Source organism: Kribbella sp. VKM Ac-2569 (genome assembly GCF_004216905.1).
In the GTDB taxonomy this organism is placed as follows: Bacteria; Actinomycetota; Actinomycetes; order Propionibacteriales; family Kribbellaceae; genus Kribbella.
In genome coordinates this window covers 40,266-63,044 of sequence record NZ_SGXJ01000005.1, presented here as the reverse complement: position 1 = coordinate 63,044, position 22,779 = coordinate 40,266, and the positions used below count along the sequence as shown (strand labels likewise).

General features: G+C 68.7%; 24 protein-coding genes. 9 read left to right on the top strand and 15 right to left on the bottom strand.

Annotation, left to right across the window (positions count from 1 at the left end; genetic code table 11):
• Positions 1–74 precede the first annotated feature (74 nt).
• The 5 genes from EV649_RS31330 (at position 75) to EV649_RS31310 (ending at position 3,916) form a co-directional block, all read left to right on the top strand.
• Complete coding sequence (locus tag EV649_RS31330; RefSeq protein ID WP_130387268.1) at positions 75–764, top strand: hypothetical protein; 690 nt, start codon at positions 75–77, stop codon at positions 762–764.
• Between the two features lie 72 nt (positions 765–836).
• Positions 837–1,466, top strand: a complete 630-nt coding sequence (locus tag EV649_RS31325; RefSeq protein ID WP_130387267.1) for a hypothetical protein — start codon at positions 837–839, stop codon at positions 1,464–1,466.
• A 52-nt stretch (positions 1,467–1,518) separates the two neighbouring features.
• Positions 1,519–2,709 (top strand): N(5)-(carboxyethyl)ornithine synthase, encoded by a 1,191-nt coding sequence (locus tag EV649_RS31320; protein WP_130387266.1) that lies wholly within the window; start codon positions 1,519–1,521, stop codon positions 2,707–2,709.
• 39 nt (positions 2,710–2,748) lie between these two features.
• A complete protein-coding gene (locus EV649_RS31315; RefSeq protein ID WP_130387265.1) occupies positions 2,749–3,423 on the top strand; it encodes an SDR family oxidoreductase in 675 nt (224 codons plus the stop codon).
• Positions 3,424–3,433: 10 nt separating this feature from the next.
• Positions 3,434–3,916: a 2,4'-dihydroxyacetophenone dioxygenase family protein gene (locus EV649_RS31310; protein ID WP_130387264.1), complete on the top strand. Its 483-nt coding sequence runs from the start codon at positions 3,434–3,436 to the stop codon at positions 3,914–3,916.
• Here EV649_RS31310 and EV649_RS31305 read toward each other — a convergent pair.
• Positions 3,906–4,784 carry a LysR family transcriptional regulator gene (locus EV649_RS31305; RefSeq protein WP_130387263.1) on the bottom strand — a complete coding sequence of 293 codons (879 nt, stop codon included), beginning with the start codon at positions 4,782–4,784 and terminating at the stop codon, positions 3,906–3,908. The genes EV649_RS31310 and EV649_RS31305 overlap by 11 nt on opposite strands.
• A gap of 53 nt (positions 4,785–4,837) precedes the next feature.
• On the opposite strand from EV649_RS31305, the gene EV649_RS31300 reads away from it, so the two are divergent.
• Complete coding sequence (locus EV649_RS31300) at positions 4,838–5,890, top strand: FAD-dependent oxidoreductase (RefSeq protein WP_130387262.1); 1,053 nt, start codon at positions 4,838–4,840, stop codon at positions 5,888–5,890.
• On the opposite strand, the gene EV649_RS31295 is transcribed toward EV649_RS31300, so the two are convergent.
• From EV649_RS31295 to EV649_RS31285, 3 genes are all read right to left on the bottom strand, one after another.
• Positions 5,871–7,073, bottom strand: a complete 1,203-nt coding sequence (locus tag EV649_RS31295) for an MFS transporter (protein WP_130387261.1) — start codon at positions 7,071–7,073, stop codon at positions 5,871–5,873. The genes EV649_RS31300 and EV649_RS31295 overlap by 20 nt on opposite strands.
• Before the next feature lie 63 nt (positions 7,074–7,136).
• Positions 7,137–8,192 (bottom strand): DUF5937 family protein, encoded by a 1,056-nt coding sequence (locus EV649_RS31290; protein ID WP_130387260.1) that lies wholly within the window; start codon positions 8,190–8,192, stop codon positions 7,137–7,139.
• Positions 8,193–8,666 carry a GyrI-like domain-containing protein gene (locus EV649_RS31285; protein WP_130387259.1) on the bottom strand — a complete coding sequence of 158 codons (474 nt, stop codon included), beginning with the start codon at positions 8,664–8,666 and terminating at the stop codon, positions 8,193–8,195. It lies immediately after the preceding gene.
• 84 nt (positions 8,667–8,750) lie between these two features.
• Between EV649_RS31285 and EV649_RS31280 the strand changes: the two genes are divergently transcribed.
• Positions 8,751–10,031 (top strand): glycoside hydrolase domain-containing protein, encoded by a 1,281-nt coding sequence (locus EV649_RS31280; protein WP_130387258.1) that lies wholly within the window; start codon positions 8,751–8,753, stop codon positions 10,029–10,031.
• A gap of 3 nt (positions 10,032–10,034) precedes the next feature.
• Here the strand turns inward: EV649_RS31280 and EV649_RS31275 are convergent, their stop codons facing one another.
• A complete protein-coding gene (locus EV649_RS31275; RefSeq protein ID WP_157996356.1) occupies positions 10,035–10,406 on the bottom strand; it encodes a cupin domain-containing protein in 372 nt (123 codons plus the stop codon).
• Positions 10,407–10,468: 62 nt separating this feature from the next.
• Here EV649_RS31275 and EV649_RS31270 point away from each other — a divergent pair, with 62 nt between their 5' ends.
• Positions 10,469–10,933, top strand: a complete 465-nt coding sequence (locus EV649_RS31270; RefSeq protein ID WP_130387256.1) for a MarR family transcriptional regulator — start codon at positions 10,469–10,471, stop codon at positions 10,931–10,933.
• Here EV649_RS31270 and EV649_RS31265 read toward each other — a convergent pair whose 3' ends face one another.
• The 8 genes from EV649_RS31265 to EV649_RS31230 form a co-directional block, all read right to left on the bottom strand.
• The gene (locus EV649_RS31265; RefSeq protein ID WP_206751594.1) at positions 10,934–12,202 is read right to left on the bottom strand and encodes a serine hydrolase domain-containing protein; all 1,269 of its coding nucleotides are present in this window, start codon (positions 12,200–12,202) and stop codon (positions 10,934–10,936) included.
• A gap of 73 nt (positions 12,203–12,275) precedes the next feature.
• Positions 12,276–15,092, bottom strand: a complete 2,817-nt coding sequence (locus EV649_RS31260; protein ID WP_130387255.1) for a DEAD/DEAH box helicase — start codon at positions 15,090–15,092, stop codon at positions 12,276–12,278.
• A gap of 10 nt (positions 15,093–15,102) precedes the next feature.
• On the bottom strand, positions 15,103–15,996 hold the full coding sequence (locus EV649_RS31255; RefSeq protein ID WP_130387254.1) for an alpha/beta hydrolase: 894 nt from the start codon (positions 15,994–15,996) through the stop codon (positions 15,103–15,105).
• Positions 15,997–16,107: 111 nt separating this feature from the next.
• Positions 16,108–16,947, bottom strand: a complete 840-nt coding sequence (locus EV649_RS31250) for a chitosanase (RefSeq protein ID WP_130387253.1) — start codon at positions 16,945–16,947, stop codon at positions 16,108–16,110.
• A gap of 99 nt (positions 16,948–17,046) precedes the next feature.
• Entirely contained in the window at positions 17,047–17,919 is an 873-nt protein-coding gene (locus EV649_RS31245; RefSeq protein WP_130387252.1) for a YegS/Rv2252/BmrU family lipid kinase, read from the bottom strand.
• Positions 17,920–18,037: 118 nt separating this feature from the next.
• Positions 18,038–18,862 carry a twin-arginine translocase subunit TatC gene (gene tatC, locus EV649_RS31240; protein ID WP_241998916.1) on the bottom strand — a complete coding sequence of 275 codons (825 nt, stop codon included), beginning with the start codon at positions 18,860–18,862 and terminating at the stop codon, positions 18,038–18,040.
• A gap of 22 nt (positions 18,863–18,884) precedes the next feature.
• Positions 18,885–19,187 carry a twin-arginine translocase TatA/TatE family subunit gene (locus EV649_RS31235; RefSeq protein ID WP_130387251.1) on the bottom strand — a complete coding sequence of 101 codons (303 nt, stop codon included), beginning with the start codon at positions 19,185–19,187 and terminating at the stop codon, positions 18,885–18,887.
• Between the two features lie 62 nt (positions 19,188–19,249).
• On the bottom strand, positions 19,250–19,441 hold the full coding sequence (locus EV649_RS31230; protein WP_130387250.1) for a hypothetical protein: 192 nt from the start codon (positions 19,439–19,441) through the stop codon (positions 19,250–19,252).
• 197 nt (positions 19,442–19,638) lie between these two features.
• Between EV649_RS31230 and EV649_RS31225 the strand changes: the two genes are divergently transcribed.
• The gene (locus tag EV649_RS31225; RefSeq protein ID WP_130387249.1) at positions 19,639–20,829 is read left to right on the top strand and encodes a winged helix DNA-binding domain-containing protein; all 1,191 of its coding nucleotides are present in this window, start codon (positions 19,639–19,641) and stop codon (positions 20,827–20,829) included.
• On the opposite strand, the gene EV649_RS31220 is transcribed toward EV649_RS31225, so the two are convergent.
• Together EV649_RS31220 and EV649_RS31215 are read right to left on the bottom strand one after the other, a co-directional pair.
• A complete protein-coding gene (locus tag EV649_RS31220) occupies positions 20,826–21,797 on the bottom strand; it encodes a WYL domain-containing protein (RefSeq protein WP_130387248.1) in 972 nt (323 codons plus the stop codon). The two genes, EV649_RS31225 and EV649_RS31220, sit on opposite strands and share 4 nt — an antisense overlap.
• Entirely contained in the window at positions 21,794–22,750 is a 957-nt protein-coding gene (locus EV649_RS31215; protein WP_130387247.1) for a WYL domain-containing protein, read from the bottom strand. Before EV649_RS31215 ends, EV649_RS31220 begins: the two co-directional genes overlap by 4 nt.
• Positions 22,751–22,779 lie beyond the last annotated feature (29 nt).

The window sequence follows — 22,779 nt, the reverse complement described above, 5'->3', positions numbered from 1 at the left end:
AGCACTCCGGCCGTGTCAGGCGCAGTGCGGACGGGTAGGGACCGCCCCGAAGCCGACCTGAGGAGCCAGCGGAGATGAGTCAGCAGTACCCCGGCGACACCGCCACGATCACCACGCCCGCCGGCGACGCCAGCACGCAGAAGTACGAGGAGGCGCGCGCGGCCGCGAGCCGGGCGATGAGCACGATTTCGATCCCGGACCAGCCGCTGCGGACGCCTCCGGCGGCGGCCGAGCAGGACCTCGATCCGGACCTGCTGTCGTACCGCGGGTTCAAGTTCGGTGCGGCGTTCTTCGGGTGGCTGATCGCGATCTCGATGTCGGTGCTGCTGATGGCCGCCGTGTCCGCCGCCGCGCTCGGCACCGCCGAGATCCTGGACTACACCACCAGCGACGCGAAGGCGCAGCCCGGCGCGGCCTCGCTCACCGCGGCAGGTGTCACGATCTTCATGCTGACGCTGGCGTTCTACATCGGCGGGTACGTCGCCGGCCGGCTCGCACGCTTCGACGGCGGACGGCAGGGCTTCGGCGTCTGGATGATCGCTCTGCTCGTCGGAGCGCTCGCCGGCGGTGCCGGTTGGGTGCTGGACAGCCAGTACGGCCTGGTCGACGAGATCAACCGGCCGAACGTGGCGCTCGCCGACAACACCCTCCTGCTCGGCAGCATCGCAGCAGCGGCCACCTTGCTGGTCCTGACGCTCCTGGCCGCGATCCTCGGCGGCAAATCCGGCAGGCGCTACCACGACCGCATCGACCAGTTGCTCTGAGTAAACGGTCTGTCGGTTTCTGGCCGGGTACCGGGGAGGTACACGGGGCTTGTCCGATGAGGAGAAGCTGACATGACCCAGCAGCAGCATCAGGAAGACACACGCGTCGACCGGCTCGGCCCGTCCGAGCTGTACGAGGAGGAGCGGAGCGCCGCTCCGGTCCGGGTCCGGGTCCGGGACCGGGTACACAGGCGCCCTACAGGTGGCGGCGGGACGTTCTACGGCTGGCTGGTCGCGATGGGGCTGACCGCACTGCTGACCGGGATCGCCGGCGCGATCGCGGCAGCGGTCGACTATTCGGGCACCTTCGACTGGTACGACGCCATGAACAGCGCGAACACGGCCGGCACCATCGGGATCGTCTCCGGTGCGCTCCTGCTCCTGATCCTGGGGTTCGCGTACTACCACGGCGGATACGTCGCCGGACGGCTGGCCGGCTCCGCAGGCGCCCTGCACGGGCTCGGTGTCTGGCTGATCGGGATCGTCGTGACCGCGATCGTCACCTTGCTCGCGGCGACGGCAGGTTCGCAGTACGACGTACTGGACCGGATGAAACTGCCGTCGGTGCCGATCGCGGACCAGACACTGACCTTGGGCGGTCTGATCGCGGTGGGCGCCGCCGCGCTGATCACGCTGGTCGCGGCAGTGCTCGGCGGCAAGGCCGGCCGACGCTACCACCGCGTCGATACCAGCGCAGACTGAACCGCTCCGCAAGCCCCCTGTGCTACAACGGGGAGTAACCAAAGGGGCCCACGTGGACCAGTTAACGCTCGGTGTCGTCGGTCGTTCCCGCAAGGAGAACGAGCATCGGCTACCGATTCATCCGCACCATTTCGAGCGGATCGACGAGGATCTGCGCCAGCACATCTTCCTCGAGACCGGGTACGGCGAGCAGTTCGGGATCTCCGACGAGGACCTGGCGAAATCGGTCGCCGGCGTCGTCGGCCGGGACGAACTGATCGCCGTCGCCGATGTCGTGGTGCTGCCCAAGCCGCAGCCCGAGGATCTCGCCGGGCTGCGGGACGGGCAGACACTCTGGGGCTGGCCGCACTGCGTCCAGGACGACGAGGTCACCCAGCTCGCGATCGACCGCCGACTCACGCTGATCGCGTTCGAGGCGATGAACCACTGGACCTCCGACGGCCGGTTCAGTCTGCACGTCTTCCACAAGAACAACGAGCTCGCCGGGTACTGCTCCGTACTGCAGGCGCTCGAGCTGATCGGCTCGACAGGCGACTACGGGCGCCGGTTGCGGGCGGTGGTGATCGGGTTCGGCGCGACCGCCCGAGGAGCCGTCACCGCGCTGAACGCGCACGGCATCCACGACGTCGACGTACTCACCGGCCGTGACGTGGCCGCGGTCGCGTCACCGATCCACTCGGCGCGGATGGTCCAGTACGACCAGGACGAGGTCGAGCCCGGCGCCGCCCTCGATCCGCGCCGCAGTCACGCGCTGACCGACGATGGCCGGGTGCCGCTGGCCGGGTTCCTGGCCGAGCACGACGTGATCGTGAACTGTGTGCTGCAGGACCCGGATGCGCCGCTGACGTTCCTGATCGAGGAGGATCTCGCGCACTTCGCGCCGGGCAGCCTGATCGTCGACGTCTCCTGCGACCTGGGCATGGGGTTCAGCTGGGCGCGACCGACCGGGTTCGACGACCCGACGTTCGTGGTCGGCGACAACATCACGTACTACGGCGTCGACCACAGCCCGTCGTACCTGTGGAACTCGGCGACCTGGGAGATCAGCGAGGCCCTGCTGCCGTTCATCCGCACCGTGCTCGAAGGTCCCGCCGCCTGGCACGCCGACCCGACCATCAGCCGGGCGATCGAGATCGAGGCCGGCACCATCCGCAATCCCGGCATCCTCTCCTTCCAGCACCGCTCCCCCGAGCACCCGTACCCATATCTCGCTGCGGATCGGTCCGATCCGGCTTCCGGGTGACGCTGGCCGCACGCACGAGCGACCGTCAAGCTGAGCGGCATGACACGGACCGCGCTGGTCGTCGGAGGAACGAGCGGGATCGGTGCGGCCGCGGTACGGCGGCTCGCCGCGGACGGACTGCGCGTCGTCGCGGCGGGCCTCGGCGCGGGTCCTGAGCAGGTCGAGCTGGATCTGCGGGACGACGGCTCGGTGGAGGAGTTGATCAGGTCGCTCGAGCGTCTCGACGTACTGGTCAACGCTGCCGGGATCATCCGGAGGGGTGACGAGCACCGGCCGGACGTGTTCCGGGACGTGGTCGAGATCAACCTGACCGGAGCCATGCGGGCGGCCGAGGCTGCGCACGACCTGCTCGCCGGGAGCGGGGGCTGCATCGTCAACGTGGCGTCCATGCTGAGCTACTTCGGTGGACCGCTCGTTCCGGCGTACAGCGCGTCCAAGGGCGGGATCGTGCAGCTCACCAAGTCGCTGGCGGTCGCGTGGGCGGCGGACGGGATCCGGGTGAACGCGGTCGCGCCCGGCTGGATCGCCACCGACCTCACCGCCGCGCTGCAGTCCGACCCGGTCGCCTCCGACCGGATCCTGTCCCGTACGCCGATGGCGCGGTGGGGCACGCCCGACGAGGTCGCGGGCGTGATCGCGTTCCTGGCCGGCCCGGACGCAGGCTTCGTCACCGGCACCGTCGTACCCGTCGACGGCGGCTATCTGAGCATGTGAGGAGAACGCGATGATCCCGGTATCCGCAGGTGTGCCGGCGGAGATCGCCGTCCAGGCGGTCCCCGACGACGAGCGGCTCTGGGTGCCGCAGGCCCCGGACGTGTGGTTCCGGCCGCTGATGCTGAACACGGTCACCGGTCAGTGGTGCAATCTGCTCAAGGTCACCCGGGCAGGCATCGTCTCCCGGCACCGGCATCCGAGCGCGGTCTTCGGCTACGTCATCAAGGGCAAGTGGCAGTACGACGAACACGACTGGGTCGCCGATGCCGGCTCGTTCGTGTACGAACCGCCCGGCGAGATCCACACGCTCCGCGTCCCGGAGGAGTGCACGGAGATGATCACGTTCTTCAACATCTCCGGCGCGATGATCTACGTCGACGATGCGGGCAACCAGATCGGGTACGAGGACACCTTCACCAAGATCCAGCTCTGCCGGGACCACTACGGTGCCAACGGCCTGGGCACCGATTACGTGGACCAGTTCATCCGCTGACTTTCCGGACCGCCTCGATCACGGCGTCGAGGGCAGGTGACGCGGGGCGGTCGCGCCTGGTGAACAGGGCCACCTGACGTTCCACGCCGGCGTCGTGGATGGGGACGAGGCGGACGCCGTCCAGGTTGGCGGTACTGACCGCGAGCTCGTTGGTCACGCCGACACCGAGACCGTGGCGGACCAGTGACAGCAGGGTCTGCGGCTGGTTCGTGCGGAAGGCGGACTCGGGGCTGAGTCCCTTCGAGGCGAATGCCAGGTGCGATTCGAACTGTCGCGGACCGTCGCTCTCCCCAATCGAGATCAGCGGCAGCTCAGCAAGCTGCCCTAGAGCGACTGACTCGTGGGCGGCGAGTGGATGGTGCTCCGGAAAGACTGCGGTGAGCGGCTCGCGCCAGAGGATCTCGTGGACCAGGGACTCGTCAGCAACGAGCGGGTGCACTGGACGGATGGCGAGATCGATGTCACCGCGGACCAGTGCGGCCTCCAGGTCCACACTCGGCCCTTCGACCAGGAGCAGGCGGATGCTGTCCGGGAGGCGTCGTACGACCTGCGGGAACAGCCACGCCGCAGCACTCGGGTAGGCGCCGAAGCGGACGGCTCCCCCGGCGGACAGGTTCTGCACGCGGCGCAGGATCTCCTCTGCCTGCGGGAGCAGCACGCGGCCCTCGGGAGTGAGGCGCGGCGGGTGGGCCGTGCGGTCGAAGAGCTGTACGTCGAGCGCGCGTTCGAGCTCCGCGACATGCTCGCTGATCCGGGACTGGCCTCGGTACACCGCCTTCGCGGCGGCGGAGAACCCGCCGTAGCGCGCGACTGCGACGAAGCTGACGATCCAGTCCAACTTTACGCCGTACATCGCGCCGAGATCCATGGTCGTCCACGGTAGCCGGGAAGACCCGGACCGGGTCCGGCGTTGCTCCTGGTGTGCTGGAAGTAGCAGTGATCGGAGCGGGACAGGCGGGACTGTCCGCGGCGTACCACCTGGTGCGGATGGGGTTCACGCCGCACGACGAGGTCGTCGTACTGGATCGGAACGCGGAGCCCGGTGGCGCTTGGCAGCACCGGTGGGACTCATTGACGATGCACGACGTCCACGGGATCGCGAACCTGCCCGGTGTACCAGTGCCGTCCAGTGCCGGCGCGGAACGAGCCAACGAGTTCGTGCCGGCGTACTTCGCGGACTACGAGAAGCAGTTCGACCTGCCGGTACTGCGTCCTGTTGCGGTCGAGAGCGTCCGCTCGGTGGACGACGGGTTCGAGCTGGACACGTCCAAGGGCCTCTATCGCGCCGCCTCGATCGTGAACGCGAGCGGGACGTGGGACCGGCCGTTCATCCCGTGGTACCCGGGGATCGAGACCTTCCAGGGGCGTCAGCTGCACACCGCCGACTACCGCGGTGCTGCTGAGCTGGCTGGACAGCAGGTCCTGGTTGTCGGTGGTGGAGCGTCAGCTGTGCAGGTGCTCGCGGAGATCTCCGAGGTCGCGACTACGACCTGGGTGACGCGTCGACCGCCGGAGTGGCGTACCGATGAGGACTTCACCCCCGAGTACGGACGCCAGGTCGTGGCCCGTGTCGAGGAACGCGTCCGCGCCGGCCTGCCGCCTCGGAGCGTTGTCAGCGTCACTGGCCTGCACCTGCGACCACAGGAGCAGGCTGCGTGGGCACGTGGTGTCTACACCCGCCTGCCGATGTTCTCGCGCATCACACCGGACGGTGTCGAGTGGACCGACGGGAGCAGCCTGCACGTCGACACCATCCTCTGGGCGACCGGCTTCCGCGCCGACCTCGCCCACCTCGCGCCACTGCATCTCCGCGAGGCGTCCGGCGGCATCCGCATGAACGGCACCGCCACCGTCGCCGACCCGCGCATCCAACTCGTCGGCTACGGCCCCTCAGCCAGCACCATCGGCGCCAACCGCGCCGGCTTCACCGCCGCCCGCTCACTGCGAGACCTCCTCAGACCGCTGGCTGCATAACGGGCTCCGGCTCCTGCACCACGACCGGTACGAACAGCCCGGCGACCAGGAAGACACCTGCCGTCAGCAACCAACCCGGCCAGCCCCACGACACGGCGACCGTCGTAATGAGCAGCGGTGCCACAAGGTCGCCGATCTGATGCCCCATCGCATAGGCGCCCTGGTACTGCCCCTGGGCACCAGGTGGCGCCAACTCGAAGCTGATCCCCCACCCGCCGGCGGACTGCAGCATCTCGCCGAGGACATGCGCGAGCGCCGCTGCGATCAGCAGACCGATGGTCACCGCACCGGATGTCGCGTCGCTCAGCGCCAGCACGAGACAGGTGATCGCCAAGAGCACTCCTGCTCGTCGCCCAGCCCGGGCGGCGCCGGTGAGACGCTCTGTGCCGCGCGAGATGCGTACCTGCAACAGGATCACCGCAGCGGAGTTGAGCACCAGCAGCACGGAGATCATCCACCGCGGCGCATCGGTCGCAGTGGCCACCCACAGTGGAATGCCGATCTGCGCGAGCGCACCATGCATGCTCAGTACGCCGTCCAACCCGACGAACACCAGGAACCGGCGATCCCGCACCGCAGTCAGCCCCGACGGCCCCGCCGCGGCCGACACTCGCGCGACGGCCGGCATTCCGAACCGCACCAAGCCGGCCGTGACCACGTACGTCGCTGCGTTCGCTAGTAGTGCTACGACGTACACCTCGCGCCGGTCGATCGCGAGCACCACACCAGCGGCTGCCATTCCCACGGCCATGCCGATGTTCGTGACGACCCGGAGGATCGCCCGCGTCCGCACGCGCTGGTCAGCCGGTGCGACTCCGGCGATCAGCGCCCCCTTCGCGCCACGCTGGCCCGAGTCCGCGATCGCAGTCACCGCCGCTACAGCGACGTACCACCCGAACGACTGCACCTGGGTCAGGGCGGTCATGGTGATGGCCTGGAGCAACAGGAACCCGACGTACGCCCGGTTGGGCCCCAGCCGGTCAGCGACGACGCCGAGCGGCGTACTCGCCACCAAGCCGACCATCGCGGCGATGGTCAGCCCAATGCCGACGTGACCAACCGACAGCCCCACGGCGCGGGTCAGGTAGAGCGCCCCGACTGCTGCATAGACGCCGTTTCCCAGAGTGTTGACGAGCGTCGCGGCGATCAGCCGCCGTACGGCAGGCGAAAGAGATGAGGTCACAGCTGCTCATCCAACAAGCGGTTTCCTGGCGTCGCTGTTGGACTGCGGACTTCCGTCAGTCCATCAGCGCATGATCAGCGTCAGTAGGTCGGCGCCGAGGGTGGTGAGAGCGTCGTTGTTCAGGCGGTAGGCGACGAAGCGGCCCTGGCGTTCGGCGGTGACCAGACCGGCTCGGGTCAGGGCTCGGAGGTGGCGGGTGACCTGGGTCGGGTGCAGGCCCCAGAGGGCAGCGATCTCGCCGGCGGTGCGTGGCTCGCTGGCCACGGCGCGGCAGACCTGCAGGCGGTCGGGGGACGCCAGCGCATCCAGACGGGCACGGATCTGCTGCGCGGTCGGTACGGCGGCCGCGCGGCCTGTGGCCGGGTAGAGGATCGTGACGGGCTCTCCAGGGACCTCACCCACGAACAGGTGCGGTGCGATGTAGTTGCTCGGGACAAGCAACAGCGAACGGCTGCTGATGTCGATGCGCTTGCTCTGCACCTTCTGTACAACAACGCTGTCCGCGTCCCGCAGGTCGATCGCACTGTCCAGCGAGCGCAGCATGGTCCCCACACCGTCCCGGATTGCCAGGTCCCGGTCGTGCCGTCCACGGGCAGCCAGCGAATCCCGGGACTCCTCCCAGAGCGCACCGAACCACTCGTGCCAGCAGGCATCCAGTACGTCGAGGAAACGGCGTACCGGCCCAGCGGGTGCTGTCAGGAGGGCCTCGACCAGTTCGGCGACGGAGCGGCCGCGGCTGCGAGCCCAGTGCTGTACGGCGTCCGTGTCGACGGAGCGGCTGCTCAGCGGGCGACCACGCAACGGCCTGACGAGCTCCGTGGCCACCTCCTCGGGCAGGCGTTCGCGGAGGGCGGAGAGCTCGTCGGACCAGGTGGGTACGCCAGTGGCGGCGCTGGTGGCGAAGAAGCGAGCCCGTACGGCGCGCACAGTCCAGCTCCACTGCGCCAGCTCTTCACGGAGCTCAGCGGACAGCGGGAGCGCAGCCGCCCAGTCCACGCGGTCATGGTGGGCAGGCTCGGCCAGCACATGAAGTGCACAGCCGAGCTCGATCAGCGGCGAGGCGACATGACGAATCCGCTCGGGCTCGAGCCGGCCAACGCCTGCGAGAACTGTCGGCACTCAATCCTTCAGTTTGAACTGGAGGTCGGTGTCCCAGTCGTTCATGTCCGGGACCTCGCGGGGGTCGGAGCGGTAGATCTCCAGGCGGGCGGTCCAGTGGGCGCCGTCGGCGTCCCATTCGAGGCCCTGTTCCTCGGCCCAGGCGAGCAGATCGCCGGTGGCTCCCAGCAGGCCGTCGGGGTGACCGTGGTAGGTGGCGGTCGCGTAGCGCCCGGCCGGCAGTACGCCGGTGACGATCTCGCCCTCGCCGGAGCGCAGGTCGTCGACCGGGAACCCGATCTCGAGCACCAGCCCGGCCTCCATGTCGACCACGTCGTACTTGAAGAACGGCGCGTCGTTCGGCGCGATCTCCTTGGCGGCGAGCCAGTCGATCACCTCGCCCATCCGGTCCGCGAACGCCCCGATCCCGTCCATCGCGACCTTGCCTCGCAGAGCGACGTACGGCCGCTCCCCAACCTCAACGATCTCCGGCATCACGACAGCCCTCCCGAAACTCGATACTGGCCACAACCTACCGGAGGGCCCGCGCCGGGCGTCTACTAAGAGCAGGGGGACATCATGCTGAAACTCAAGGTCCTGGTCGCGGCTCTCGCACTCATGCTCGTCGGACTACCCGCCGCGGCTGAGCCGACTACGCCGATCACCTACAACGCCGGTACGACGGCCACGCGGTTCACCGGTCTCGCGTTCGACACCTGTACGGCGCCGACACTCGCTCAGATGACCGCGTGGAAGGCCTCGCCGTACAAGGCGATCGGTATCTACTTCGGTGGCGTCAACCGGTCGTGTGCCCAGCCACAGCTGACCCCAGCATGGGTCGCGTCCGTCACCGCGATGGGATGGCGGCTCGTCCCGATCTATCTAGGACTTCAAGCACCCTGTGGCACCCGGACGTACAAGATGTCGACAGCCTCGTCGAACCGCGACGCCGTCCGGGACGCGACCGACGCGGTCGCGAAGGCCAAGGCACTAGGCCTCCTGCCTGGCAGTGCGCTCTACAACGACATGGAGAACTACAACCGCGCCGACGCGGTCTGCCGCTCCGCCGTCCTGCACTATCTGTCCGCCTGGACGAAGGAACTGCACCTGCAGCGCTACATGTCCGGCGTGTATGCCAACCTGAGTTCAGGGGCCCTCGACCTCGCTGCGGCGTACAACTCCTCGTCGTACGCCCGGCCGGACGCGCTGTGGATCGCACGCTGGGACAACAGCAGCCTGCTCACAGGGTGGGCTGGTATCCCCAATACGTTCTGGGCGGTCGGGCAGCGCGGCAAGCAGTACCAGGGCGACCACAACGAGACGTACGGGGGCGTGACGCTCAACATCGACAGCGACCGCTTCGACGCACCGGTGGCGAGTGTTGCCTACAGATACACCGTCCGTACGTCGGTCCACTCGTACAGCGGCCCGTCGACCGCCTACCCGATCCGCTCGACCATCGCGGCGAACACCTCGCTCCGCATCGTCTGCCAGACCTTCGGACCGAAGATCGGTACCACCACGGTGTGGGACAAGCTGATCGACGGCACCTACGTGACCGACTACTACGTGCGGACCCCGAACAAGACCGGGTACAGCGCGCCGCTGCCCGGCTGCAGCTTCCCGTTCCAGACCACGATCAACAATCTGACCCGGCGGCACGGCCCGGGTACGGCCTACTCGACGTACCCGAGCACTCTGCCGATCGGCTCGCTGGCGTGGGTCACCTGTCAGGCGCCCGGCTCGAAGGTCGGTACTACGGCAGTCTGGGACCGGCTGAGTGACGGCAGCTGGGTCACCGACTACTACGTCGCCACAGCGAGCAAGACGACGTACACCGTCCCGATCCGGCGCTGCTGACGGCTACTTGGACCAGGGCGGCTGGACCGTGGTGCCGTCGGCCATGTAGCCGGTGAAGCCGGCCGTGATGATGACGATCAGCTCCGCCTTGTCCTCGCCGAGATTGGTCAGCGAGATCGGCTCACCCGCAGGGACCACGACGGAGTCGCCAGGACCGAGCTTGTCGCCGTCCGGGCCGAACTGCACCGAGCCGCTCAGCACCGTGAAGATCTCGTCGCGGTCGAGCGTGTGCGGCGCGTCGCCGCCGTGCCCCACGTCGACGGTGAGCCGCCACGCGCACAGCCCCGCCGACCCGAGACTCGGCGCGGCGAACACGGTGAACTCGACACCCGGAAGCTGGAACCGCGGCGCCTCGGCCTCGTGAATGACGTGCATGTGTTCCCCCATTCATTTAGTCAAGCTGACTTGACCAAGTCAGCTTGACTATCATGACGGGTATGACGCGTTCGGGCAAGCCTGATATCGGAATCCTCCTGCTCCTCGCCGAGCAGGAGTTCGTCCGCGAGCTCCGCGAGCAGGTGGCCGCCCAGGGGTACGACGACCAGGGCCGGTCGGACGGCTTCGTCTTCCGGACGCTGCACGACGGCCCGACCACGATCACCGGCCTGGCCGAGCGGCTCGACATCACCAAGCAGGGCGCCAGCCAGATCGTCGACGACATGGAGCGCCGCGGGTACGTCGAACGCCGCCCCGACCCGACCGACGCGCGCGCCCGCCTGCTGCACCTCACCGAGCGCGGCAAGGGCGCCCTCGCCGCCGCCCGGAAGTTCCACCAGGCCTACGAGCGGCGGCTCCGCAAACGCCTCGGCGACGAAGCAGTCGACACCCTGCGCGACGTACTCACCGACATGGCCGGCGAAACCCAGATCAGCACGCCGCACTTCCGCGCGCTGATGTTCTGATCAGCTGAAGTACTGGGGGAAGAGGTCGTGGGTGGGCCAGGACTTCACGCCGTTGGCGGCGGTCCACATGGCCGCGTCGATATCGCCGTACGACTTGCCGCTGGCGTCGTCGCGACGGTTGAAGAGCGCGGCCCAGCTCAGCCCGCCGGACGTGCGGACGAGCAGCGTGTACGTGCCGGGCATGCTGCCCGTGTGCCACGTGTTGCGACCCGTGCCGCCGGTGACCGGGCGGATCTGCCAACCGAGACCGTAGTACCAGCCGTCGGCGTTCACACCGGTGGACGGTTTCGCCCACACATGGCCGAGCGACGTGCTGTTCAGCACGCTCGACGGTGCGTCGAACATCCTTGCCCAGCGCACCAGGTCCGGCGCGCTCGCGATCCAGCCGCCGTTCGCGTCCTGGATCCGCATGCTGAACGAGCCGTACGGCGCGGCCACGGTCTTGCCGGTCATGTCGAGCACGGTCGGTCCGGAGTACTGCGACTCGTACGACGTCTCGCCGCTGTGCTTCGCGATCGAGTAGCCGAGCGACATCCGCTTGATCTTCAACGGGGCCAGCAGCTTCTGCTTCACGTAGCTCTCGTAGCTCAGGCCGCTGACCTTCTCGATCACGCGGCCGGCCAGCAGGTACCCGAAGTTCGAGTACGCGTACTTCGTGCCCGGGTCGACGTCGAGCTTCTGCCCGGCCATGTACTTGATCACGTCCGCGTGCTGCAGCTCCAGCGGTACGCCGAGGGTGCGCGAGATGACCGCGTCCTTGAAGTTCGGGTCACCGGACACGTCCCGGTCCCACCCGCCGAGGTGCTGCAGCAGCTTCCACAACGTGATCGTCGACCAGCGCGCGTCGCGGGTCAGCCCGCTCGCCGGCGTGATGTCGAGGATGTTCGCGACCGGCGTGGACAGGCTGAGCTTGCCGTCCTGCACGAGCTTCACGATCGCGGCCGCGGTGAACGACTTGGACAGGCTCGCGATCCGGAACAGCGAGGTCGGCTGCACGGTCAGCGCGGTCGACGTACTGTAGCCGCGGGCAAGCACCAGGCGCCCCTTGTACGTGACGGCGACCTGCCCGGCCGTCACTCCGCGCGCCTGCATGAACGCCTTCATCTGGGTGTCGAAACCGGCCAACGCCGACACCGCGGTCCCGGTCGTCTTCCAGGTCGCGGCAGCATCAGCAGGCCGCCCGATCAGATAGCCGGCACCGGTACCCACCGCAGCGGTAGCACCAGTCGCAACAGCCAACTTCCCGAGATTCCGGCGCGACAACTCCACGGACGATTCCTCCTACAGGGCAGGGGTTTACAACTGCGTACTGTGCAGAAGGAAGTCTTTCACCCGAAGAGGTCTACTCGACCATCGATGCGTAAGAGATCACGCCGCGACGGATCTGGTCGACGACCGAGCGCGCTGTCTTGCGCAGCGCAGTGTCACCGGCGGCGTCCGCGATCTGTTCGGTGAGGTCGATGAGCTGCTTGACCCAGCGGACGAAGTCGCCGGCTGCCAGGTCGGACTCGTACAGGACCTCGGCCAGGGACGCGCCCGACGCCCAGCGGAACGCGGGCCAGCAGAAGTTCAGGTCCATCGACCGCAGGAAGTCCACTCGCATGTCCCGCTCCAGCGCGGACAGGTCCCGCCAGATCGACCCCATCCGCTCGATCGCTTCCTGTACGTCGCCACGCGGCAACCGCGGTGAGGTCGGGTCGTCCTTCGACCGCGACTCGTAGACCAGCGCAGCGAGGCACGCGGCCAGCTCCGGCACGGTGAGGTCGTCGAAAACTCCTTGCCGCAGGCACTCAGCCGCGACCAGGTCGAGCTCGGTGTAGATCCGCGCCAGCCGGTCGCCGGCCTCGGTCGTCTTGTCGCCGTCGAGGTAGTGCAACGCGTCCAGCACCTGGCAGACCCGGTCGAACTGGCGGGCGATCGTGTTCGTCCGCTGCTCGATCTTCCGCTGCACGTCACGGTTCTCCCGGTCGAGCCGGAAGTACCGCTCCGCCCAACGGGCATGGTCCTCACGGTCCGAGCAGCCGTGGCACGGGTGCGCGCGCAGCTCCGCCCGCATCTCCTGCAGCTCCGGGTCGTCCGCGTGGCTGACGGCATCCTTGCCGCGGGACCGTGACGGCGGCCCGTCCTCACCGAGCAGGTCGGTCCGCGTCCGCAGCACCTGGGCGAGCTCACGGCGCTGCTGCGGGTTGCGCGGGTTGAACTTCCGCGGGATCCGCAACGTGCCGATCGCCTCGACCGGCGTCGGGAAGTCCACCATCGACAGCTTCCGCACCTGCCGGTCCAGCGTCAGCACGGTCGGCCGCGGCCCTTCCCGCTCCGACCGCATCCCCGGGTCGAGCACCAGGGCCCAGCCCGCGCTCCGGCCGGCCGGGATCCGGATGATGTCACCGGTCTTCAGCTTCTCGATCGACTCCTGTGCCTCGACCCGGCGGTCGAGCTTGCGCCGCTTCGAGCCGGACGCCTCGCGATCGCCGATCCGCCGGCGCAGCGCGGCGTACTCGAGGAAGTCGCCGAGGTGGCACTCGATCGACTCCTTGTACCCCTCCAGCGCCTCGGTGTTGCGCTGCACCTGCCGCGCCAGCCCGACCACCGCCTGGTCGGACTGGAACTGCGCGAACGACAGCTCGAGCATGTCCCGCGCCCGCATCCGCCCGACCTGACGCACCAGGTTGACGGCCATGTTGTACGACGGGGAGAACGACGACCGCAGCGGATACGTACGCGTGCTGGCCAGACCTGCGACCTCCCGCGGGTCGAACCCGGGCTGCCAGAGCACGACCGCGTGCCCCTCGACGTCGATCCCGCGCCGCCCGGCGCGCCCGGTGAGCTGCGTGTACTCCCCCGGCGTGATGTCGACGTGCGCCTCACCGTTCCACTTGGACAGCTTCTCCAGTACGACGGTGCGCGCCGGCATGTTGATGCCCAGGGCAAGCGTCTCGGTGGCGAACACGACCTTGATCAGGCCGCGCGCGAACAGCTCCTCGACGACCTCCTTGAACGCCGCCAGCATGCCCGCGTGGTGCGCGGCGATGCCGCGGCTGAGCGCCTCCGCGAAGTCGTGGTACCCGAGCACGCCGAGGTCCTCGTCCGGGAGGTCCGCCGTACGCTCGGCCACCACCCGCTTGATCTCGTCGCGTTCCGACGGCTTGGTCAGCCGCAGGCCGGACCGCAGGCACTGCACGACCGCGTCCTCACAGCCCTTGCGGGAGAAGATGAAGAAGATCGCGGGCAGCAGCGCGCCGGCGTCCAGCTCCTCCACCACATCCGAGCGGTACGGCGTGAAGTGGCTCCGAGCCGGCCGCCCCTTCGGCAGGTCACGACGCCGGCGTGGTTTGCGTGAATCGTCGCGGAAGATCCGGTTGTCGTCCCGCGCGATCCGGACCAGCTGCGGGTTCACCAGATCCCTGAGATCGGCCTTGACCTCCTTCGCCGGGTTGCCCGACTTGGACGCCTTCGCGGGAGCGCCGACCCTCGCGGTCGGCGCTTCACCGGCGAACAGGTCGTGCAGCCGCTTGCCCACCATGACGTGCTGGAACAGCGGCACCGGCCGCTTCTCCTCCAGCACGACGACGGTGTTGCCGCGGACGGTCTCCAGCCAGTCGCCGAACTCCTCCGCGTTGCTCACGGTCGCGGACAGCGAGACCACCGACACCGAGTCGGCCAGGTGGATCAGCACCTCTTCCCAGACCGCGCCACGGGCCCGGTCGGCCAGGTAGTGCACCTCGTCCATCACGACGTACGACAGACCGAGCAGGGTCTGCGATCCGGCGTACAGCATGTTCCGGAGGACCTCGGTGGTCATCACAACGATGGGGGCGTCGGAGTTGACCGAGTTGTCACCGGTGAGCAGGCCGACCTTGTCCGCGCCGTACCGGCTCACCAGGTCGCCGTACTTCTGGTTGCTCAGGGCCTTGATCGGGGTGGTGTAGAAGCACTTCTGGCCGCGCTCCAGGGCCAGGTGGACGGCGAACTCGCCGACCAGCGTCTTGCCGGAGCCGGTGGGCGCCGCGACCAGCACCTGGTGACCGTCCTCGAGGGCGGCGCAGGCACGCAGCTGGAACTCGTCCAGCGCGAAGTCGTAGAGCCCCCGGAAGTCCTTCACGGCGGGATGCTCCTGGTCCGAGCGGAACGTGGCGTACTTCTCGGACGGAGTGCTCATGCCCCCCAATCTATGCGACGCCACCCACAGATTTGTCGCGGAGCCGGTTCTTGATGAAGGTGGCGGCGTGGTCGAGGGCCTCGTCGGCCTCCGGCATCAGGCCGGCGAAGTACTGGTACACGTGCGGCGCACCGGCGACCACGTCGAGGCTGACGTCCACCTCCTGCTCCGCGGCACGCGCAACCAGGCGGAGCGCGTCGTCGAGCAGGACCTCCGCCGAACCGACCTGCACGAGCAGCGGCGAGAGACCCTTCAGGTCCGCGAACACCGGACTGGCGAGCTCGTTGTGCGGGTCCGCGCCACCCAGGTAGAGGTCGGCGGTCTCAACCATGTTCGCGCGACTGAACAGCGGGTCATAGTCGCCTCGCGCGTCGATGCTGGGCCCGGTCAGCGTCAGGTCGGTCCACGGCGAGAACAACACCGTCCCGGCCGGCTGCGGCAACCCCTCCGCGCGGGCCGCGAGCAGCACCGCCAACGCGAGCCCACCACCGGCCGAGTCCCCAACAATCACGACGTTCTGACCCGCCAGCTCCCGGTACGCCGCCAGCCCGTCGTGGACTCCGGCCGGGAACGGATGCTCAGGCGCCAGGCGGTACTCCAGTGAGACCGCCGAAACGCCACTGCGGCGGGCCAATTGCGCGGCCAGGTTCGCGCCGGTCCGCGCCGAACCGATGACGTACCCGCCACCGTGCAGGTAGAGGATGATCCCGTCCCCGTCCGCCCCCTCGACGCGGAGATCGAGCGCCGGCACACCGCCCAGCGTGCGCTCGGCGAGCGTCACGTCGTCGCCGAGCGGGAGGCTGCCGAACCGCTCGTCGAACTCGGCCCGTTGCTCCTCCGGCTTCCGGCCCAGCTCGCCCTTCTCCATCATGCTGCGTGCTGCTGCGCGTTCTTCAGCGCTCATCGCCGTCTCCTCGAGTCCGTGACTGATATCACAACACGTTCACGGACCTGACGCAGCCGGGTTCTCGTCCCTGGTGGTCCGGTGAGAGCCCGGCTGCGCGCCTCTTGGTGACTAGCCGATGTGGTACGGGTCGCCGTACACCTTCCAGTCCAGTGGGGTGTTCAGGGTGAAGTTGCCGTTGCGGAGGAAGACCCGCTGCGCGGTGTCGACCCGGCTGGTGTCGCTGTGCGCCTCCTCCTGCTTCATCGCCCAGACCCGCGCATCCAGGAACGCGTTCAGGTACGTCGTCTCGTTGCCGCCCTGCGCCGGCGGCTTCGCCTTGGCGAGCGCGCGCTTGCGGATGCCGCCGAAGCTGGTCGCGTCGTCGCCGTCGCCGTGCATGACGATCGCGTCGTAGTAGCAGAACTGCCCGAGGGTCCGCAGCCCGTCGGACTTGCCACGGCTCACCGCCGGCTTGAAGTACACCCGGTCGCGCTCGTCGTTCTGGCACTGCTGGAACACCGAGTCCTTGGCCGCGGTCTTCCAGTCCTTGGTGTAGTTCGGGTCGAGACCCGCGTGCGAGTCGCTGCCGTCCACCTTGCGCAGCGCCGGCAGGTACTTCTGCAGCACGTTGTTCGGCTTCCGGTCGGCGTACAGCTCGACCAGTTCGAGCATGTCGTGGGTCCCGGAGCAGAACCCGATGATGCCCGCGGTGTACCCGCGGCCGTCGTCGATGTCCTCGATGTACTTGTACTGCGCCTTCCAGTCCAGCGACGAGTTCTCCGCGCTGCAGACGATCTGCATCGCGATCTCCTTCTTCGCCGGGTCGTCGAGCCCGGTCGCCTGCACCGTCGAGCGCACCGCCGCATCGGCGTGCGGTGCGTAGCGGGAGACGGCGAACCCGGTGGCCGGCACGGCGGCGAGCGACAGGCCGAGCAGCAGTGTGGTCCGGCGCGTGGGGCGGTACTCCATGTGGTCCTCCGAGGGGCGTCCGAGGAATGAACTGTTAGGAAGCTTTCCTATCAGACGGAGGACAGTCATGAGAACAGTTCAGCTCATGTCAGTTGTGTCTCAGGCGAACACGGTCAGGGCACCCGGGGCGATGCCGATGTCGACCGGCAGCGGGCCGAGCACCTCGCCGTCGCCGTACGCCGTGATGCCGGGCGACTCGATCCGGACCGACCTGCCGCGCAGCGTCCGCACCGCCGGATGGCCGACGTGGGTGCCCTTGGAGAGCTTCGGGAACATCTGTAGGAGCATCAACCGGGACACCGGCTGGATGATCGTGATGTCCAGCTGCCCGTCGTCGAGCTCGGCGCCGGCGCAGATCTGCAGGCCCCCGCCGTACGTCGGTCCGGTGCCGACGGCGACCAGCATGGCCTTGGTCTCGATCACCTCGTCGTCGACCGCCACGACGTACTCGAGGGGCTTGAAGGTGCGTAGCTCGGCGAACGTCGCGACCGTGTAGCGCGCGTTGCCCTTCGGCCAGCGCATCGCGTTCGCGCGCTTGTTGACGAGCGAGTCGAATCCGCCCGCCACGACCGTGGTGATGAACTCGTCCTTGGCCACCGCGAGGTCGATCCGCCGGGTCCGGCCGGCCACCACGAGGTCGGCGGCCGCGGCCGGATCCTTCAGCGGTACGCCGATACCGCGGGCGAAGTCGTTACCGGTGCCGGCCGGGATCACACCGAACGGCATCCCGGAGTTCGCCAGCACCTGGGCGCCGAGGTGGATCGTGCCGTCGCCACCGATCAGCACGACCGCATCCGCCCCGGAGGCGACCACCTCGGCGGCGATCTTCCCGACATCCTCGGCGCAGGTGGTGGTGTGCACGTCGACGGTCAGACCGGCGGCGGCGAGCCGCTCACGAACCGCCGGCGCGATCCGCGCACCACGTCCGCGACCGCTGGTGGGATTGACCACCAGCGCAATCCTCCCGGTCATGGCGCCGCCCGGCCTGGACTGAGGAGCGCAGGGAGCGAAGCGACCGGAGCGACGAGGGAAGGCCGGGCGCACAAGCGCCATGACCCGCCGCGACGGAGTCGCGGCCATGACACTGTCATCAGTCGGCCAGGATCTCTTCGGTACGGCGGGCCCGGCGGCGGTCGTTGAACCGCGAGATGATCTCGGCGACGAAGAACAGTACGCACATCGGGATCGCCAGCAGGCACATCGTGAACGGGTCGCCGGACGGCGTCGCGACGGCGGCGAACACGAAGATCACCAGGATGATGTACGGCCGGAACTTGCCGAGCGCGGCGGCCGGCACCACGCCGACCATGTTCAGCAGCACGACCACCAGCGGGATCAGGAACGCGACACCGAAGACCAGCATCGTGCGGAGCACGAAGTCCAGGTAGTCGGGCAGCTCGACCAGGTTCTGGATGTCGAGCGGGGTGAAGCCCAGCAGGATCTCGATGCCCTTCGGCAGCGTCCAGTACGAGACCGCGATACCGGCCGCGAACAGCGGGGTAGCGATCGCCGAGAAGATGTAGGCCCACTTGCGCTCGCTGCGGTGCAGTCCGGGCGCGACGAACGCCCACAACTGGTACAGCCAGACCGGCGCGGCCAGCACCAGGCCGAACAGCGCCGAGATCTTGATCCGGAACGTCAGCGCGTTGCCGACGCCCGGGAAGGTCAGCTGCGGCGTCTTGCTCTGACCGGCGTCCTTGGCCATCTCGGCCACGCTGGTCACGAACGGCTTGGTCAGGAACTCGAAGGCGTGGTTGTAGAAGATCCAGCCGACGACCGTTCCGAGCACGATCGCGAGCACACTGATGAGCAGCCGGTTACGGAGCTCGACAATGTGCTCGCGCAGGGTCATCCGACCCTCTGGGTCCTTCGGGAGGCTGTCCTTCTTCTCTTTCCGCCGCCCGAACCTCACCATCGACACAAGTGGCGCGTTCGGCTCAGTTGGCCGTGTGCGTCGGCGGCAGGCCGTCGCCCGGCGCCTGGCCGTTCACCTGGTTCGGCTGCTGAGCCGGCTGGGCCTGCGTCTGCTGCGCGGCCTGCTGCGCCGGGGGCTGCGAGGCTTCCTCGGTCAGCTCCGCGTCCTTCTTCTTCGGGCCGACCTCTTCCTCCCAGATCTTCTTCGACTTGCCGAGCTGCTTCACCAGCGCCGGCAGCTTGGCCGATCCGAACAGCAGCACGACGATCGCGAGGATGACGAGCCACTCGGCGCCTTGGGGCATACCGATGAGCGGTGCTGCCATGTCGATCTCCCTTTCACCATCAACATCAACTCGGGACTCGAGCCTGAGTTCGTGGCCGAATACTACGCCGGAGCGCGCACATCCTCACGGGTCTGTCCAGACCCGGCCTCGGACTGTGCGGCGTCCAGCTTGGACTGGGCGGCGACCAACTCACGCGTCAGTGCCTTGACCTGGCGCCACAACTTCAGCGCGAGCAGGGCGAGGACCAGGAGCCACACCGCCACCACCGCGAGGAAGAGCAGAAACCAGAACATACCCAGGAGCCTAGCCGGTTCCGGCCCGGCGCCCACGTCCCGCGGTGGGTCTCGGCGGACAACGGTGTCGGAACGTGATGGTAAAACCGAGTGTCCCGCAGGGTGGTACGGCGGGGCTCAGGAGCTGGTTCACTGCTGGTTCAGAGTGGGTGCACAGCGGATGCACAGGTGGTTCGGGGCGAGGCTAGGGGTCGTGGATGGTGCGGATCGGGGTCGAGGAGCGGCGGACGCGGCTCGGGCGGCGGCATCGCCTCGGAGCGGGCTGCCAGGCGGCCGATCCGGTCGAGGCGGCCGCGTCGATGGTGGCGCTGCACGCGACCGATCCGGCCACGGTGCATCTGAGCGTCGCCGCTCGAGTACCAGGGAGTGATGTCGCGAGCACGGAGCGTGCACTGTACGAGGATCGTTCGCTGATCCGGATGCTGGGCATGCGGCGCACGGTGTTCGTCGTACCGACGCCGTTCGCGCCTGTGATCCAGGCGGCGTGCACGGACGACATCGCCGTGAAGCAGCGGAAGTTGCTCGTCAAGCATCTGTCCGAGTCGGGGATCGCGGACGGTGTCGAGTCCTGCGGGCAGTGGCTGGCGGCGGTCGAGGAGTCGACGGCGACCGCACTGGCGCTGCGGGGGTCCGCGACGGCGCAGGAGCTGTCTGCTGACGAGCCGCGGTTGCGGACGCGGCTCAACATGGCGCTCGGGAAGGCATACGCCGCGCAGCCGTACGTGACGAGCCGGGTGTTGTTCCAGCTGGCAGCTGAGGGACGGATCGTGCGGGGGCGCCCGCTGGGCACGTGGCTGAGCGGACAGCACCAGTGGTCACCTGCTGTGGACTGGCTGCCCGGTGGGCTCGGCGACAAGCCGGCTGCGGAGGAGGCGCGGGTGACGCTCGCGCGGGCGTGGCTGGCATCGTTCGGCCCAGGTACGACGGCTGATCTGCAGTGGTGGGCCGGGTGGACATTGGGCCAGACGCGGAAGGCGCTGACGGCTGTCGAAGCGGTCGAGGTGGAGCTGGACGGTCAGGTCGGGTACGTGCTCCCGGGCGACGAGGCGCCGGAGAGCCCCGTCGACCCGTGGGTGGCGTTCCTGCCGGGTCTCGACGCGACGCCCATGGGCTGGAAAGAACGCGAGTGGTTCCTGGGCCCGCACAAGTCGAAGCTCTTCGACAACACCGGCAACATCGGCCCCAGCGTCTGGTCCGACGGCCGGATCATCGGCGCCTGGGGCCAACCCGAGTCCGGCGAGGTCCGCTACCAGCTACTGGAAGACGTAGGCGCGGACACCACGGCCCTCGTCGAGTCCGAAGCCGCCCGCTGGACCACCTGGCTAGCAGGAGTCCGCGTCACCCCCCGCTTCCGCTCCCCCCTCGAAAAGCAACTCAGCCAGGGTTAGTCGTCGTACGCCGAGAGGGCGTCGCGGGCTGTGGCTGCGATTTGGGTGGTGAGGTCTGGCGGGTTCAGGACCGTGGCGGCTCCGCCGAGGCGGAGGACGAGGCGCTGGAGCCAGGCGGTGTCGGCAACGCGGAGTTTCACGATGAGGGAGTTCTCGGGGCCCTCTTCAACGGACTCGTTCGGGTAGTACTCGGCGACCCAGCGGGCTGGCGGAGCGAGTCTCAGGGTCGCCAGCAGGTCGAACTCCGACGGCTGGAACATGCCGTTGGACAGGTCCCGCGGCGTCGCCTCCGGCGGCGGCTCGCTCGGGAGGTCGAGCAGCTTGACCGCGGCGATCCGGTCCAGGCGGAACAGCCGGACGTCCTCGGCCAGGCGGCACCAGGCTTCCAGGTACGTGCGCCCCTCCGACACGACGAGCCGCATCGGGTCGACGTCGCGCTCGGTCGTCTCGTCCCGCGACGGTACGTCGTAGGTCAGATGCAACCGCCGTTTCGTGGCCAGCCCGCGGTTCACGATCTCGGCGATCTCCGGTGCGGCCGGCTCGACGTGAACGTGCGCGGCCGCACCCTCACTCGCCGCCGCTGCCTCGCCGGCGGCTCGCTCGAGCTTCGCGATCGCGCGGTCGACGGCGTCCCGGTCCGGACCACCCGTCACCTCGCGCAGCGTCCGCAGCGCGGTCAGCAGCGCCAGCGCCTCCGCCGCGGCCAGCCGCAGCGGTCGCGCGAGGTAGTCCGCGTTGTTGATGTGGATGACCCCGTCACCCTCGGCCGCCTCGATGTCGATCTCGATCAGATCGCCCATCTGCGCACCCGGCAGCCCGCAGAACCACAGCACCTTCAGGTCCGCGATGATCTGCTTCGGCCGTACGCCGAACTCCTTGGCGACGTCGTCGACGCGAGCACCGTCGTTCTCACGCAGGTACGGCACCAGTGCCAGCAACCGCTGCACCTGGTCACGTGCATTGCTCATGCGCCGGCCACCGTCCGCAGCCGCCAGAGCACCCCGTCCAGCACGTCGCCGGGTCCCTCGACGACCGCGTCAGGTCCGTACGACGCGATCTCCTCGGCCAGCACCGACGAGTCGGCGTACGGGACGTGCAGCAGGTCCCAGCCCTCCTCGTACGGCTCGATTGCGTTCGCGCGGCGCCGCAGGCTCACACACGACCCGGTCCGCGCCCGCACCTTCGCCTCCGAGGTCGGCCGCGGCGGGGCCAGTTCGGTCACCAGCGACCGCAGGTCCGTCCCCTCCGGCACCGTGTACGCGGCCGGCTCCCCCACCGTCTTCACGTCCCCGCCGATCCGGGACATCCGGAACATCCGGGTCGCCTCGCGATCGCGGTCCCGCCCGACGACGTACCAGCGGCCGTGCCAGGAGACGATCCCCCACGGCTCGAGCGTCCGCCTCATCGGCTCGGACGCGCCGCTGCGCAGGTGCTGGAACCGCACAGCCTGCCGCGCCACGACAGCGGCCCACAGCGGGTCGAAGGCCGGCTCCGATGCGCCAACATGCGGCTCGATCGCGCTGAGCGCCGACTGGTCGGTCTGGATCCCGGCCGCCTTCAGCTTCAGCACTGCCGAGGTGGTCGCCTCGGACAGACCGGCGTGCTGCCAGACCCGTGCGGCGACGCCGAGCACGGCGGCCTCGTCCGGCTCCAGGTGCACCTCGGGCAGCTCGAAGACGTCCCGGCGGATCCGGTAGCCGACGTCGTCGGAGAAGAACTTGTCGATCGTGCCCATCTCGATCGGGATGCCGAGGTCGCGCAGCTCGTCCTTGTCGCGCTCGAACATCTTCTCGAAGGCGTCGTCGGTCTGTCCCGCGTACCCCTCGACGACCTCGCGGATCCGCTCCTTGGTCACATAGGTGCGCGCGACCAGGAGGCAGATGACCACGTTGAGCAGTCGCTCACTCTTCCGCGCCGACACCCGACCACCTTACGGCCTCGGGGCGTCCA